General features: G+C 73.5%; 9 protein-coding genes. 7 read left to right on the top strand and 2 right to left on the bottom strand.

Annotated features, from left to right (window positions below; all coding sequences use genetic code 11):
• Positions 1 to 118 precede the first annotated feature (118 nt).
• The 7 genes from nirB to C0010_RS03975 all read left to right on the top strand — a co-directional run bounded on the left by nirB (position 119) and on the right by C0010_RS03975 (position 10,695).
• Positions 119 to 2,692: a nitrite reductase large subunit NirB gene (gene nirB / locus C0010_RS04000; protein ID WP_105565773.1), complete on the top strand. Its 2,574-nt coding sequence runs from the start codon at positions 119 to 121 to the stop codon at positions 2,690 to 2,692.
• Positions 2,689 to 3,057, top strand: a complete 369-nt coding sequence (nirD, locus tag C0010_RS03995) for a nitrite reductase small subunit NirD (RefSeq protein ID WP_105565772.1) — start codon at positions 2,689 to 2,691, stop codon at positions 3,055 to 3,057. The genes nirB and nirD overlap by 4 nt, the downstream gene beginning before the upstream one ends.
• Positions 3,054 to 3,182 carry a hypothetical protein gene (locus C0010_RS15360; protein ID WP_267893844.1) on the top strand — a complete coding sequence of 43 codons (129 nt, stop codon included), beginning with the start codon at positions 3,054 to 3,056 and terminating at the stop codon, positions 3,180 to 3,182. Before nirD ends, C0010_RS15360 begins: the two co-directional genes overlap by 4 nt.
• Before the next feature lie 82 nt (positions 3,183 to 3,264).
• Positions 3,265 to 4,494 (top strand): uroporphyrinogen-III C-methyltransferase, encoded by a 1,230-nt coding sequence (cobA, locus tag C0010_RS03990; protein ID WP_105565771.1) that lies wholly within the window; start codon positions 3,265 to 3,267, stop codon positions 4,492 to 4,494.
• A gap of 348 nt (positions 4,495 to 4,842) precedes the next feature.
• Positions 4,843 to 6,222, top strand: a complete 1,380-nt coding sequence (locus tag C0010_RS03985; RefSeq protein WP_105565770.1) for an MFS transporter — start codon at positions 4,843 to 4,845, stop codon at positions 6,220 to 6,222.
• A complete protein-coding gene (locus tag C0010_RS03980) occupies positions 6,219 to 8,192 on the top strand; it encodes an FAD-dependent oxidoreductase (protein ID WP_105565769.1) in 1,974 nt (657 codons plus the stop codon). The genes C0010_RS03985 and C0010_RS03980 overlap by 4 nt, the downstream gene beginning before the upstream one ends.
• A 283-nt stretch (positions 8,193 to 8,475) precedes the next feature.
• Complete coding sequence (locus tag C0010_RS03975; protein ID WP_105565768.1) at positions 8,476 to 10,695, top strand: molybdopterin oxidoreductase family protein; 2,220 nt, start codon at positions 8,476 to 8,478, stop codon at positions 10,693 to 10,695.
• A 127-nt stretch (positions 10,696 to 10,822) separates the two neighbouring features.
• Here the strand turns inward: C0010_RS03975 and C0010_RS03970 are convergent, their stop codons facing one another.
• Both C0010_RS03970 and C0010_RS03965 read right to left on the bottom strand, forming a co-directional pair.
• The gene (locus C0010_RS03970) at positions 10,823 to 12,241 is read right to left on the bottom strand and encodes a rhamnulokinase (protein WP_105565767.1); all 1,419 of its coding nucleotides are present in this window, start codon (positions 12,239 to 12,241) and stop codon (positions 10,823 to 10,825) included.
• 182 nt (positions 12,242 to 12,423) lie between these two features.
• The gene (locus C0010_RS03965; protein ID WP_105565766.1) at positions 12,424 to 14,472 is read right to left on the bottom strand and encodes a bifunctional aldolase/short-chain dehydrogenase; all 2,049 of its coding nucleotides are present in this window, start codon (positions 14,470 to 14,472) and stop codon (positions 12,424 to 12,426) included.
• Positions 14,473 to 14,479: the final 7 nt, after the last annotated feature.

The following is a 14,479-nucleotide window of genomic DNA, read 5'->3' as shown; positions in this document are numbered from 1 at the left end:
GACCGACTCCGCATGCATCGGCGGCGCCCGATCTGTTCCCTGCACGAAACAATCCGGGCACCCTCGCGGAAACACGTCCTCCCTAGCGTGAAGGCACGAAGGAACGCAGGAGGTTCGGATGAGCGGCGAGCAGGCGCAGCACAGGGTCCTGGTGGTGGGCGGCGGCATGGTCGCGCACCGCTTCGTGGAGGGCGCGCTCGCGCGGTCGGGCGACGCGTGGCGGATCACCGTCGTCGGTGAGGAGCGCCGCTCCCCGTACGACAGGGTCGGCCTCACGGCGTTCTTCTCCGGCTCGACGCCCGACGACCTGACGCTCGACCGCGGGCCGTTCGACGACCCGAGGGTCGAGCTCGTCACGGGCGAGCGCGTCACCGAGGTCGACAAGCGCGCCCGCCGCGCTCGCACCGAGTCGGGGCGCACGTTCGACTACGACACGCTCGTGCTCGCGACCGGCTCGTACGCGGCGCGGCCCGCGATCGACGGCGCGCACCTGCCAGGCACCTTCGTCTACCGCACGATCGACGACCTGGAGGCGCTCACGGCGTTCATCCGGAGCCGTTCCGCCCAATTGGGCCGGCCGCTCGTCGGCCGCGTCGTCGGCGGCGGGCTGCTCGGCCTCGAGGCGGCGGGCGCCCTGCAGGGGCTCGACGTCTCCACCGAGGTCATCCACTCCGGCACGCACCTCATGTCGGCGCAGCTCGACCGCGGTGCGGGCGAGGTGCTCGGCCGGCTCATCGAGGAGCGCGGCATCGCCGTGCGCACCGGCTCGCGCACGACGAGTATCGATCCGGATGCGACGGGCGCCGTCGGCGGGTACGAGCTCACCGACGGCTCGCGCCACGCGGCCGACGTGGTCGTCTTCACGGTCGGCGTGCGCCCCGACGACGCGCTCGCCCGCGAGGCCGGCCTGGAATGCAACCCGCGCGGCGGCGCCGTGATCGACGACGGCTGCCGCACGAGCGACCCGAACATCTACGCGATCGGCGAGGTGGCGGCGTTCGACGGCCGCACCGTCGGGCTGGTCGCGCCCGGCTACCAGATGGCAGAGGTCGCCCTCGACCGCATGCTCGGCGGCGACGCCGCGTTCGACGGCTTCGACGAGTCGACGAAGCTGAAGCTCTCGGGCGTCGACGTCGCCAGCTTCGGCGATGCGATCGGCACGACGCCGGGCGCGCTCGACGTCGTCTACTCCGATCCCGTCGGCGGCGTCTACAAGAAGCTCGTGCTCAGCGACAACGCCGAGACGCTCCTCGGCGGCATCCTCGTCGGCGACGCCGCCGACTACGGCGCGCTCCGCCCGCTCGTCGGCGGGCCGCTCGGCGCCGACCCGGCCGCCTTCCTGGCGGCGCCCGGCGCCGAGCGGCCGACGACCGACCTTCCGGACGAGGCCATCGTCTGCTCCTGCTCGTCGGTCACGGCGGGCACCATCCGGTCGGCAGTCGTCGACGACGGATGCGAGGACGCGGCGGCCGTGAAGGACTGCACCAAGGCCGGCGCCACGTGCGGCAGCTGCATCGCGACGGTCGGCAAGATCGTCGGCCGCCAGCTCACGATGATGGGCAAGCAGGTCAGCACCGCGATGTGCGAGCACTTCGACCTCTCGCGCCGGGAGCTCTACGACGCCGTCGCGGTGTCGGGCCTGTCGACGTTCAGCACCGTGATCGAGCGCTTCGGCCGCGGGCGGGGCTGCGAGATCTGCAAGCCGACCGTCGCGAGCATCCTGCACGGCCTCGTCGGCGAGCACGTGCTCGCGGGCGAGAGCGCGGCGCTGCAGGACACCAACGACCACGTCATGGCGAACATGCAGAAGGACGGCTCGTACTCGGTCGTTCCCCGCATGCCCGGCGGCGAGGTGACACCAGAGGGACTCATCGTGATCGGCGAGATCGCGCGCGACTTCGGCCTGTACACGAAGCTGACGGGCGGCCAGCGCATCGACATGTTCGGCGCCCGCCTCGAGCAGCTGCCCCTGATCTGGGGCCGCCTCGTGGAGGCCGGCTTCGAGTCGGGCCAGGCCTACGGCAAATCGCTGCGCACCGTGAAGTCGTGCGTCGGCTCGACCTGGTGCCGCTTCGGCGTTCTGGACGCCGTGGGCATGGCCATCCGGCTCGAGCTGCGCTACCGCGGCCTGCGCTCGCCGCACAAGCTGAAGGTCGGCGTCTCCGGATGCGCCCGCGAGTGCGCCGAGGCCCGCGGCAAGGACGTCGGCGTGATCGCCACCGAGAAGGGCTGGAACATGTACGTCGGCGGCAACGGCGGCTTCACGCCCCGCCACGCCGAGCTCCTCGTCGAGGGCCTCGACGACGAAGGCCTCATCCGGGCGATCGACCGCTTCTTCATGTACTACATCCGCACGGCCGACCGCCTGCAGCGCACGGCGCCGTGGGTCGCCGACCTCGAGGGCGGCATGGACGGGCTGCGCGCCGTCATCCTCGATGACTCGCTCGGCATCGCGGGCGACCTCGACGCGGCCATGGCGCGCCACGTCGAGGGTTACGAGGACGAGTGGGCCGCGACGCTGAAGGACCCGGAGAAGCTGAAGCGCTTCCAGTCGTTCGTGAACGCCCCGGAGGCGCCGGACCCGTCGCTCGCCTACGTGGCGGAGCGCGGCCAGGTGCGGCCGGCGACGGAGGAGGAACGCGAATCGGGATCGGTCATGATCGCCGGCACGACGCTGGAGGTGCGGCGATGAGGCGCGAGGACCGCGGCTGGGTGCGCGTCTGCTCGCTGGGCGACCTGACGCCGGAGCGCGGCCGAGCCGCCCTCATCGGCGAGGAGCAGATCGCGCTGTTCCTGCTGGCGGACGGCAGGGTGCGCGCGACGCAGAACCTCGACCCGTACAGCGGCGCGCAGGTGCTCTCGCGCGGCATCGTCGGCTCCTCGACCTTCGCCGACGGCACCGAGACACCGACGGTCATCTCGCCTCTGCACAAGCAGGCATGGGACCTGGTCACCGGCACGGTGCTGCGCACGCAGGGCGGCGAGGAGCGGGGCATCCGGGTCTACCCCGTCTCGCTCGACGGCGAGGACGTGCTCGTGAAGGCGGGCGCGCGATGACGACGATGCTCGGGGTCGAGTCGGCGGGCCGCCCGATGCTGCTCGTCGGCGACGAGGGCGGCGTCACGGTGTACCCCGTGGTGCTCGACGAGGACGACGTGATGATGAAGGCGGGTGCGCGATGACGACGATAGCTGGTCGGCGCATCCGGGTCTGTTCCCGTCACTTCGGCACGGGCGATGTGCGGACGAGGGACGGAGCGGCGCGATGACGACGATGCTGGGAGTGGAGCTGAACGGGCGGCGCGTGCTGCTGGCCGGCGGCGGACCCGTCTCGGCCCGAAGGCTGCGGCGCCTGATCGACGACGGCGCGGCGCCCGTCGTGGTCGCCCCCGAGCTGTGCGCCGAGGCGGCCCAGCTCGTCGCCGACCACGGCGTGACGTGGCATCGCCGCGGTGTCGAGGAGGCCGATGTCGACGGGTCGTGGCTCGTGCACACGGCCACGGGCGACCCCGCGATCGACGCGCGCGTGGCGGCGTGGTGCGAGTCGCGCGCGACGCTCTGCGTCAACGCGTCTGACGGCGCGCACGGCACGGCCCGGATGACGGCGTCGTCGCGCGCGGGAGACGTGATGGTGGGCGTCGTCAGCGACGCCGGCGTCGACCCGCGGCGCACGGCCCGCGTCCACGCCGCGATCCGGGAGATGCTCGAATCGGGCGCCGCCCCACTGCGCCGCGTGCGCGCGGGTGCGCCGGGCCGCGTCGCCCTCGTCGGCGGCGGCCCCGGCCCCGTCGACCTCATGACGCTGCGCGCACGGCGCCTCATCGCCGAAGCCGATGTCGTCGTCGCCGACCGCCTCGGCGCGACGGCGGTGCTCGACGAGCTCGATCCGGATGTCGAGGTCATCCACGTGGGCAAGGCGCCCGGCCACCACATCCGGACGCAGGACGAGATCAACGGCATCATCGTCGAGCACGCGCTCGCCGGGCGCCGCGTCGTGCGGCTCAAGGGCGGCGACCCGTTCGTCTACGGCCGCGGCGGCGAGGAGGTCACGGCGTGCCTGCGCGCCGGCGTGCACGTCGAGGTCGTTCCCGGCGTGACGAGCGCCGTGTCGGTGCCCGCGTCGGCCGGCATCCCCGTCACGCACCGCGGCACCGCCTCGAGCGTGCACCTCGTGTGCGGCCCGACGGGCATGACGGGCGCGACGCTCGCGGCGCTCAAGGACCGCACGGTCACGACGGTGATGCTCATGGGCGTCGCGGCGTTCGCCGGCTTCGCCGCCGACGCGCTCGCCGCGGGCGCCCCGGATGACTTGCCCGTCGCGTTCGTCGAGCGCGGCTTCAGCGACGAGCAGCGCACCGTGCACTCGACGCTCCGCGCGGCGGCGGGCGACGCGCTCCGCGCCGAGGTGCGCAACCCCGCCGTGATCGTGCTCGGCGATGTCGCCCGCGCCGAGCTGCTGATGCCCGCCGTGCACGAGGCATCCGCCGCGGCGTGACGGGGCGCGCCGGTGCCGGCCACGGGGCGCGAATTCGTGCCGTCGTCGGGGTATGCGGCGTCTGAGGTCGACAACGGCGCGAATCCGCGACGAGCGGTGGGCGCGCGCGACGTAGGGCGGGCATCCGGTGCCTGTTCGCTGTCCCACGGATTTGTGCCGTTGTCGGGGTATGCCGCCCTCTTTCGTCGACAACGGCGCAGATTCATGTCGCAGACCCGGCGGGGGCGAACTCGTGCATTGAGTCAGCGTCGCGCCCCACGCCCGGCTTCACGAGCCCGAAACGAAGCGGGAGCCGTGCCGAAACACCGCGTCCGTAGCGTCGGGAGCACGAGACACACGGGAGGTGCCATGACAACCACGGCCCGCACGACATCCGCGTCGGCCCTGACGTTCCGGCCCGGCCGCTGGATCGACGGCTGGAACGCCGAGGACACCGCCCAGTGGGAGGCCGAGGGGCGCGCGATCGCCCGCCGCAACCTCGCCTGGAGCGTCTTCGCCGAGTTCCTCGGTTTCGTCGTCTGGCAGCTGTGGAGCATCACGGTCGTCATGCTCCCCGCCGCCGGCTTCGACCTCACCTCGACCGAGCAGTTCTGGCTGATCTCGGTGGCCAGCCTCGTGGGCGCAACCCTGCGCTTCCCGTACACGTTCGCCGTTGCGCGCTTCGGCGGCCGCAACTGGACGATCATCTCGGCCGGCCTGCTGCTGATCCCCGCGATCGGGCTCGGCATCGTGGTGCAGTACCCGGACACGCCGTACCCCGTCCTCCTCCTCGTCGCCGCGCTCGGCGGCCTCGGCGGCGGCAACTTCGCCAGCTCGATGGCGAACATCACGTTCTTCTTCCCGCAGCGCGAGAAGGGCTACGCGCTCGGCCTGAACGCGGCCGGCGGCAACATCGGCGCGGCCATCGCCCAGTTCCTGGTGCCGATCGTCGTCACGATCGGCGCGGCCAGCACGCTGCGCATCGAACTCGCCGGCTGGATGTGGGTGCCGTTCATCCTGCTCGCCATGTGGGGCGCGTGGAAGTTCATGGACAACCTCTCGACGGCCAAGAGCGACTTCGCGGGCGCCGCCGCTGCCCTCCGCGAGCCGCACCTGTGGATCATGGCGCTGCTCTACATCGGCACCTTCGGCTCGTTCATCGGCTTCGCCGGCGTCTTCCCGAAGCTCATCGCCGACCAGTTCCCCGAGTTCTCGACCTTCCAGATCGGCGGCGCGTCGGTGACGCTCGCGTTCACGGGCGCGCTCGTCGGCTCGCTCACCCGCCCCTACGGCGGCAAGCTCGCCGACCGCTTCGGCGGTGCCCGGATGGCCGTGATCTCGTTCGGCGCGATGATCGCGGCGACCGTCACGCTCATCCTGATCCTGCCGTCCGGCAGCTTCTGGTCGTTCCTCGGCTGCTTCCTCGTGCTGTTCTGCGCGACGGGCGTCGGCAACGGGGCGACGTACCGGATGATCCCGGCGATCTTCGCCGCCCGCGGCGCGGCGACGGCGGGCGAGGAGCACGCCGTCGGGGCGCAGCGCAAGGGCGCGGCGGCCCTCGGCCTGATCTCGGCGCTCGGCGCCTACGGCGGCTTCTTCGTCCCGCAGGTGCTGAACTTCTCGCAGCAGGCGACGGGCGGCTACACCGCCGCGTTCTGGGGCTTCGCCGCCGCGTACGCCGCGCTCGGCGCGCTCACCGCGGCCGTGTACCTCGTGCCGCGGGCGTCGTTGGCCGGACGGATCGTATGACGCAGCGCTCGACCACCGGCGTCGGCGAGTACGCCGGCGCCGGTGCGGCGGCTCCGGGTGACGCGTACCGCGTCGGGACGGGCGCCGTCGCGGGCGGGAATGACAGCGCCGGGGCCCGTGCGGGTGCCGCGGCCGGCACCGGAATCGGTGCGAGCGGGGCAGAGGGGTCGCACGTCGGCGAGGCGTGCGCCCCCGGAAGTGAGGAAGAAGTGCGGATGTCGGAGCAGAACAACGAGATCGCGGGCGGCGGGCCGCTGCGCGTCGTGCTCGTCGGGTTCGGGCCGGTCGGCGTGCGATTCGCCGAGGAGCTGCTCCCGGCGATCGAAGCCGGCGACGTCGCGCTCACCGTGATCGGCGCGGAGGATTGCGAACCGTACAACCGCATCATGGTCGCGGAGTACGCAGCGGGGTCGATCGCGCGCGATGAACTCGTGATCGCCGACACGGCCGAGCTCGAGGCCCGCGGGGTGCGCGTTCTGCGCGGGCGCGCGGCGGCGCGGATCGACCGCGACGCGCGAGAGGTCGTGCTCGAGCCGGCTTCGGATGCCGGGACCGGCTCGTCCACGAACGGCAGCGCGGCGCCGGGCGCACGGGAGCCGCAAGGCTCCTCCGCGATCGGCGCTGCCACCGCGGGATCCGCGCTGCCGGGAGGCGAGACCGGTTCGTGGCCGCGCGGCGAGGCGGATTCGGTGCCCGCGGCAGACCGCATCCCGTACGACCGCCTCGTGCTCGCGACCGGCGCCGACGCGACGGTTCCCCGCCTCGACGGCCTCGAGGTCGCCGAGGCGGGCCCCGGCCGCGAGGCCGTGCTCACCGACGGCGTCTGCGCCATGCGCACGGTCGGCGACGCGGAACGCGCGCGCGACGTCATCGCGTCGGGCGGCCGCGTCGCGGTGCTCGGCGCCGGCGTGCTCGGCATCGAGCTCGCGCTGCTGATCGCCGACGCCGGCGCGGGCGTGCAGCTCGCGCACTTCGGCCCCGCACCGATGCCGCGCCAGCTCGACCGCGGCTCGGCCCACGTGCTCGTCGGCGCGCTCGCCGAGGCGGGCGTCGACGTCGTGCCGCACACGCGTGCGGAGGCGATCATCACCCGCGAGGTCGGCGGCCGCCGCCGCTTCGCCGCCCTCGTCTCGGGCGACGGCAAGCGCATCGACGCCGACCTGCTCGTGCTCTCGTGCGGGGTGCGCCCCCGCACCGCGCTCGCGGCCGAAGCCGGCCTGCGGGCCGCGCGCGGCGTGCTCGTCGACGACCGGCTGCGCTCGTGGAGCGACCCCGCGATCTTCGCGATCGGCGATGTGGCGCACGTGGCCGACGCCGAGCGGTACGCGCACGAGAAGGACGTGCCGGGCGGGCCTTCGGGGCTCGTGGGCCCCGGATGGCGCCAGGCCGAGCAGCTCGCCCGCGACCTCGCGCGCGAGGCGGCGGCCATCGCCGGTGCCGCCGACGAGATCGCCGACGACCTGGCGGCCGCCGACGACTCCGCGGGGATCGTGATGCTCAAGTCGCGCAGCATCGACCTCGTGCAGGCGGGCGGCGTCGTGCCCGACCCGTTCGCGCCCGTCGCGCACGGCGAACCGCCGAGCGAGATCGCCGCCTGGGCCGACCCCCAGCACGGCACCTACCTCGCGATGTCGACGCGCGACGGCGTGCTCGAGGCGTTCGTCGCGATCGGCCTGCCGCGCGCCGCCGCCGAGCTGAGCGTGCTGCACCAGCGCCGCGGCGAGCTGCCGAGCGACCGCTCGCTGCTGCTCCGCCTCGACGCGGCCGACGAACCCGCCCCCGCGAGCGGGCCCGACGCGACCGTGTGCGTCTGCAACGCCGTCACGGTCGGCCGGATCGACGAGGCCGTCGCGGGCGGCTGCTCGACCGTCGCCGAGGTCGGAGCCGAGACGCGCGCCGGCACCGGATGCGGCGGCTGCCGCTCCCGCATCGAGGAGATGCTCGCTGACTACGCGGGGGCCGCCGCGTGAGTCGCGCCGCCGCGCGGACCATCGCGTGCCCCGCTGGGGTGAGCATCGCGCTCCCCCGTGCCGCCATGACGCGCGCGGGAACCCGCCGCGCCCGCGGCTTCCTGCCCGCCTTCCGCGCCGTTGCCCCGAGTGCCGGTCCGGCACGAGTGGGCATGGCGCAGTTCTCCGCACCCCGAGGATCGAGCGCCCTCCCACTTGTCCGCCGCCATCGCGCGCTCGCACGGGTCGCGGCCGACTGCGGCACGCCCGGCCTGACCGATGACAACCGAGCGGAGCGCACCGCATGACCGCCGCCGACACCCACTGCCCGTACTGCGCGCTGCAGTGCGCCATGACGCTGACGCCCGCGGGCGACGGCGCCGAGGTCGCCGGGCGCGACTTCCCGACGAACCGCGGCGGGCTCTGCCGCAAGGGCTGGACCTCGGCCGAGCTGCTGCGCCGGCCCGATCGTCTGACGGCACCGCTCATCCGGAACGATGCCGGCGAGCTGGCCGAGGCGACCTGGGAGGCCGCGCTCGACCTCATCGCGGAGCGCGTGCGCGGCATTCAGGAGGAGAGCGGCCCCGACGCGGTCGGTATCTTCGGCGGCGGCGGGCTCACGAACGAGAAGGCCTACCAACTGGGCAAGTTCGCCCGCGTCGGGCTCGGCACGAGCCGCATCGACTACAACGGGCGGTTCTGCATGTCGTCGGCCGCCGCCGCGTCGAACCGTGCGTTCGGCCTCGACCGGGGGTTGCCGTTCCCGCTCGCCGACCTCGACACGGCCGAGGCGATCCTGATGCTCGGCTCGAACGTCGGCGACACCATGCCGCCGTTCGTGCAGCACCTGCAGGGCGCGCGCGGCCGCGGCGGGCTCATCGTCGTCGACCCGCGGCGCTCGACGACCGCGAAGCTCACGGCCGACGGCGCCGGCGTGCACGCGCAGGCCGTGCCGGGCGCCGACATGGCGCTGCTGCTCGGCATCGCGCACGTCGTGATCGCCGAGAACCTGCACGACCGCGAGTACCTCGCCGAGCGCACGGCCGGCTTCGAGGCCGTGAAGCGCTCGGTCGCGCCGTGGTGGCCGGAGCGCACGGCGCAGGCGACGGGCGTGCCCGCGCAGGTCATCCGGGACATCGCGCGCCGGATGGCCGCCGCCCGGAGCGCGTACGTGCTCACCGGCCGCGGCGTCGAGCAGCACGCCGACGGCACCGACACCGCCACGGCCGCGATCAACCTGGCGCTGCTGCTCGGCCTGCCAGGTCGCCCCGGCTCGGGCTACGGCACGCTGACGGGGCAGGGCAACGGCCAGGGCGGGCGCGAGCACGGCCAGAAGTGCGACCAGCTGCCCGGCTACCGCAAGATCGTCGACCCCGCCGCGCGGGCACACGTCGCGGGCGTCTGGGGTGTGTCGCCCGAGGACATCCCCGGGCCGGGCGTGCCCGCCGTCGAGCTGCTGGAGTCGGCGGGGCGGCCCGGCGGCGTCCGGATGCTGATGGTGCACGGATCGAACCCCGCGATCTCCGGCCCCGACGTCGCGCGCGTGCGCGAGGCGCTGGGCCGGCTGGAGCTGCTTGTCGTCAGCGACTTCTTCCGCTCCGAGACGGCGGAGCTCGCCGACGTCGTGCTGCCCGTCCTGCAATGGGCCGAGGAAGAGGGCACGATGACGAACCTCGAGGGGCGCATCATCCGGCGCCGCCGCGCCGTCGCGGCGCCCGAGGGGGCGCGCAGCGAGCTGTGGATGATGCGCGAGCTGGCGCAGCGCCTCGATGCCCCCGGCGAGTGGTCGCTCGACCCCGCCGAGGTGTTCGACGAGCTCGGCCGCGCGAGCGCGGGCGGCATCAGCGACTACTCCGGCATCTCGCACGAGCTCCTCGACGCCGGGGCCGAGGCGTACTGGCCCTACCCGGCCGGCTCATCCGGAACCCCGCGCGTCTTCCTCGACCGCTTCGCCCACGAAGACGGCCGGGCCCGGATGGTGGCCGTTCGCCCGTCGGCGGGCGACGCGGCCTCGGGGCGACCCGTGCGGCGCCGCGGGGGCGCGAGCGGCGAGCGGGGAAGGGCTGGTGCCAGCCCAGGCGGCGCGGAGGCGCGGACGGAGGCCGGCGAGGGCGCGCGCGCGAACCCCGATCCCGAGAGGCGTGAGGCCCCCGGCCGCGCCGTTCCCCGCGGCGGGGAGCTCCACCTCGTCACGGGCCGCCTCCTCGGCCAATACCAGTCGGGCACGCAGACACGCAGGGTGCCGGAACTGGCGGCGACCGACGCCGGGCTGACGGCGCAGCTCCACCCCTCGGCGGCGGCCGACCGAGGCATCGCCGACGGCGCGCGAGTCCGCGTGCGCAACCACCGCGGCGAGGTGGAGGCGACGGCGAAGCTGTCATCCGACATCCGGTACGACACGGTGTTCCTGCCGTTCCACTTCCCCGGCGGCGAGAGCGCGAACCTGCTGACGCCGGCCGAGACAGACCCGATGAGCGCGATGCCCGAGTTCAAGCACGCGGTCGTCGACGTCGTTCCGGCGTGACGCTCGGAGGCAGGTGGGCCGCCGCCCGGCGCGGGAGGATTTGTGCCGTTGTCGACGCTCGGTGCCTCTGACGCCGACAACGGCACAAATTCGCTTCGGGCATGGCCCGCCGTCGCGGGTACTCGGCCTACGCTCGAGGCGCGTACCGCCGCGGCTCGAACGTCGCGGCGACGACGGCGCGGAGCTCGTCGAGGCCGCCCGAGACGATGCCGGCGGCGCGGGCCTGCACCAGCAGGTTTCCGACGGCGGTCGCCTCGACGGGGCCCGCCTCGACGGCGATCCCCGAGCGGTCGGCGGTGAGCTGGCAGAGCAGCTCGTTGAGCGAGCCGCCGCCGACGATGTGGATCGTCTCGACGTCGATGCCGCTGAGCTCGCTCGCCGTGCGCACGGCGCCCGCGAACGCCTCGGCGAGGCTCTCGACGATCGCGCGGGCGAACTCCGGCTTGGTCTGCGGCACGGGCAGGCCGCGCTCGCCCAGCCACGCCGTGATCCGGCCGGGCATGCCGCCGGCGGGCATGAAGACCGGGTCGTTCGCGTCGAAGACGCCCACCGGGCCGTCGACGCGGGCAGCCTCGGCCAGGAGCGCCGGCAGGTCGATCTTCTCGCCCTCCTCGCGCTCCCACTCCCGGATGGTCTCGCTCAGGATCCAGAGGCCCATCACGTTGTGCAGGAACCGGGTGCGGCCGTCGACGCCGCCCTCGTTCGTGAAGTTCGCCTCTCGGGCGGCGTCCGTGAGCACGGGGCTCTCGGTCTCGACGCCGACGAGGCCCCACGTGCCGCACGAGATGTAGGCGGCGCGGTCGGCCCTCATCGGCACGGCCGCCACGGCCGAGGCCGTGTCGTGCGAGCCGACGGCGACGACGGGCGCCGATCCACCGAGCTCCGCCGCGACGTGCGGCAGCAGTTGCCCGACGGTGTCGCCGGGCTGTACGAGGCGCGGCAGGATGCGCTCCGGCACGCCGAGCCGCGCCGCGAGCTCGACGTCCCACCGCTTCGTCGTGACGTCGAGCAGGCCGGTCGTCGAGGCGTTCGTCGCCTCCGCGACCTTCTCGCCCGTGAGCAGCCACCCGAACAGATCCGGGATCAGAAGCATCGCGTCTGCTGCGTCGAGCAGGCCGTCCTCGCGCTCGCAGGCGAGCTGGTAGAGCGTGTTGAAGGGCAGGAACTGCAGGCCGTTGCGCCGGTACAGCGCCTCGAAGGGCGCGACGGCGTGCACGGCCTCGACGCCCCGGGCAGTGCGCCCGTCGCGGTAGTGCATGGGCGTGCCGAGCATCCGGTCGCCGCGCATCAGCGCGTAGTCGACGGCCCACGAGTCGACGCCGATCGAGGCGATGTCGTCGGCGCCGCGGAACGCCTCGCGCAGGCCCGCGAGGGCGCCGCGGTAGAGGGAGAACAGGTCCCACTGCATGCCCGTGGGCGTCGTCAGCGGGTCGTTCGGGAAGCGGCCGACGGTGTCCATCCGGATCTGACCGCCCTCGAAGCGGCCGACGATCACGCGGCCGCTGGTGGCGCCGAGGTCGACGGCGGCGACGGAACCTGAAGTCATGAGTGCACCTTAGGGGAGAAGAAGGGGGCAGCGGCCGAGACGCGGGGTCGTCGGCCGCCGCCGGGAGGAGGGGCGTCGCGCTGCCCGGTGCGGCTCAGCCCGGTGCGGCGGGCTCGGGCTCGGCGACGCGCCCTGATCGGTCGTGTCCGAGCGGCCGGGCGCCCCGACCGTTCGGACACCGGCTACCGGACGAACGCCTGCGCGACGCCCGAGTCGACCGGGATGTGCAGGCCGGTCGTGCGGCTGAGCTCCGGGCCCGTCAGCACGTACACGGCGTCGGCGACGTTCTCGGGAACGACCTCGCGCTTGAGGATCGTGCGGTTCGCGTAGAACTGGCCGAGGTCCTCTTCCTTGACGCCGTAGGTCGCGGCGCGGTTCGCGCCCCAGCCGGACGAGAAGATGCCCGAGCCGCGCACGACGCCGTCGGGGTTGATGCCGTTCACGCGCACGCCGTGCTCGCCGAGCTCGACGGCCAGCAGGCGCACCTGGTGGGCCTGGTCGGCCTTCGTCGCCGAATAGGCGATGTTGTTCGGGCCGGCGAAGACCGAGTTCTTCGACGAGATGTAGATGATGTCGCCGCCGAGGCCCTGGTCGATGAGCACCTTCGCGGCGGCCTTCGAGACGAGGAACGAGCCCTTCGCCATCACGTCGTGCTGCAGGTCCCAGTCCTTCTCGGTGGTCTCGAGCAACGGCTTCGACAGCGACAGGCCGGCGTTGTTGACGACGAGGTCGACGCCGCCGAAGGCGAGCACGGCCTCGTTCAGGGCGGCCTGCACGGCCGCCTCGTCGGCGACGTTGGCCGCGACGCCGATCGCGACGTCGGTGCTGCCGAGCTCCGCCGCGGCGGCCTGCGCCTTGGCGAGGTCGAGGTCGGCGATGATGACGCAGGCACCCTCCTTCGCGAGACGAGTCGCGATGGCCTTGCCGATGCCGGATGCGGCGCCCGTCACGAACGCGATGCGACCGGCGTGGCTCTTCGGCTTCGGCATGCGCTGCAGCTTGGCCTCTTCGAGCGCCCAGTACTCGATCCGGAACTTCTCCTCGTCGGAGATGGGCGCGTAGGTCGAGAGCGCCTCGGCGCCGCGCATCACGTTGATCGCGTTGACGTAGAACTCGCCGGCGACGCGGGCGGTCTGCTTGTTCTTGCCGTAGCTGAACATGCCGACGCCGGGGATGAGCACGATGAGCGGGTCGGCGCCGCGCATAGCGGGGCTGTCGTCGGTCGCGTACGCGTCGTAGTAGGCGGCGTAGTCGGCGCGGTACTGCTCGTGCAGCTCCTTGAGGCGGGCGATCGAGTCGTCGATCGACGCGTCGGCCGGCAGGTCGAGGACGAGCGGCTTGACCTTCGTGCGCAGGAAGTGGTCGGGGCAGCTCGTGCCGAGCTCGGCCAGGGCGGGGGCCTTCTCGCTCGCGAGGAAGTCGGTGACGACCTCGGCGTCGGTGAAGTGGCCGACCATCGGGGCGTCCTGCGACGCGATGCCGCGGATCGTCGCGGCCAGCGCGGCGGCCTTGGCGCGGCGCTCGGCCTCGGGGAGGGCCTCGTAGCCGGCGCGGACGCCGCCGAAGGGCTCAGCCCTGCCGTTCTCGGCGATGTACTTCGCGGCGGTGTCGATGATCCAGAGCGAGTTCTTCTCGCTCTCCTCGCTCGTCTCGCCCCACGCGGTGATGCCGTGGCCGCCGAGGACCGTGCCGATCGCCTGCGGGTTGGCCTTCTTGATCTCGCTGATGTCGAGGCCCAGCTGGAAGCCGGGGCGGCGCCACGGCACCCACACGACCTTGTCGCCGAAGATCTTCTTCGTGAGCTCCTCGCCGTCGGCGGCGGTCGCAATGGCGATGCCGCTGTCGGGGTGCAGGTGGTCGACGTGCGCGGCGTCGACGAGGCCGTGCATGGCGGTGTCGATCGAGGGGGCGGCGCCGCCCTTGCCGTGCAGGCAGTAGTCGAACGCGGCGACCATCTCGTCCTCGCGGTCGATGCCGGGGTAGACGTCGACGAGCGCGCGCATTCGGTCGAGGCGGAGCACCGCGAGGCCCTTCTCCTGCAGCGTGCCGAGGTCGCCGCCCGAGCCCTTCACCCACATCAGCTCGACGGGCTCGCCCGTGACGGGGTCCGTCTCGGTGCCCTTCGCCGACGTGTTGCCGCCCGCGTAGTTCGTGTTCTTCGGGTCGGACCCGAGCCGGTTGCTGCGCGCGATCAGATCGGCGACGGCGGGGTTGGTCGATGCTTCGCTCATGATGCTC

It is taken from the genome of Microbacterium halophytorum, assembly GCF_002970975.1.
Classification (GTDB): Bacteria; Actinomycetota; Actinomycetes; order Actinomycetales; family Microbacteriaceae; genus Microbacterium; species Microbacterium halophytorum.
This window is presented reverse-complemented; position numbering and strand designations above follow the sequence as displayed.

What these genes read in the sequence shown, in the direction of transcription:
- nirB (WP_105565773.1), top strand. Translation starts at nt 119, where the DNA reads ATGAGCGGCGAGCAGGCGCAGCACAGGGTCCTGGTGGTGGGCGGCGGC.
- C0010_RS03975 (WP_105565768.1), top strand. Translation starts at nt 8,476, where the DNA reads ATGACCGCCGCCGACACCCACTGCCCGTACTGCGCGCTGCAGTGCGCC.
- nirD (WP_105565772.1), top strand. Translation starts at nt 2,689, where the DNA reads ATGAGGCGCGAGGACCGCGGCTGGGTGCGCGTCTGCTCGCTGGGCGAC.
- C0010_RS03970 (WP_105565767.1), bottom strand. Translation starts at nt 12,241, where the DNA reads ATGACTTCAGGTTCCGTCGCCGCCGTCGACCTCGGCGCCACCAGCGGC.
- C0010_RS03980 (WP_105565769.1), top strand. Translation starts at nt 6,219, where the DNA reads ATGACGCAGCGCTCGACCACCGGCGTCGGCGAGTACGCCGGCGCCGGT.
- cobA (WP_105565771.1), top strand. Translation starts at nt 3,265, where the DNA reads ATGACGACGATGCTGGGAGTGGAGCTGAACGGGCGGCGCGTGCTGCTG.
- C0010_RS03985 (WP_105565770.1), top strand. Translation starts at nt 4,843, where the DNA reads ATGACAACCACGGCCCGCACGACATCCGCGTCGGCCCTGACGTTCCGG.
- C0010_RS03965 (WP_105565766.1), bottom strand. Translation starts at nt 14,472, where the DNA reads ATGAGCGAAGCATCGACCAACCCCGCCGTCGCCGATCTGATCGCGCGC.
- C0010_RS15360 (WP_267893844.1), top strand. Translation starts at nt 3,054, where the DNA reads ATGACGACGATGCTCGGGGTCGAGTCGGCGGGCCGCCCGATGCTGCTC.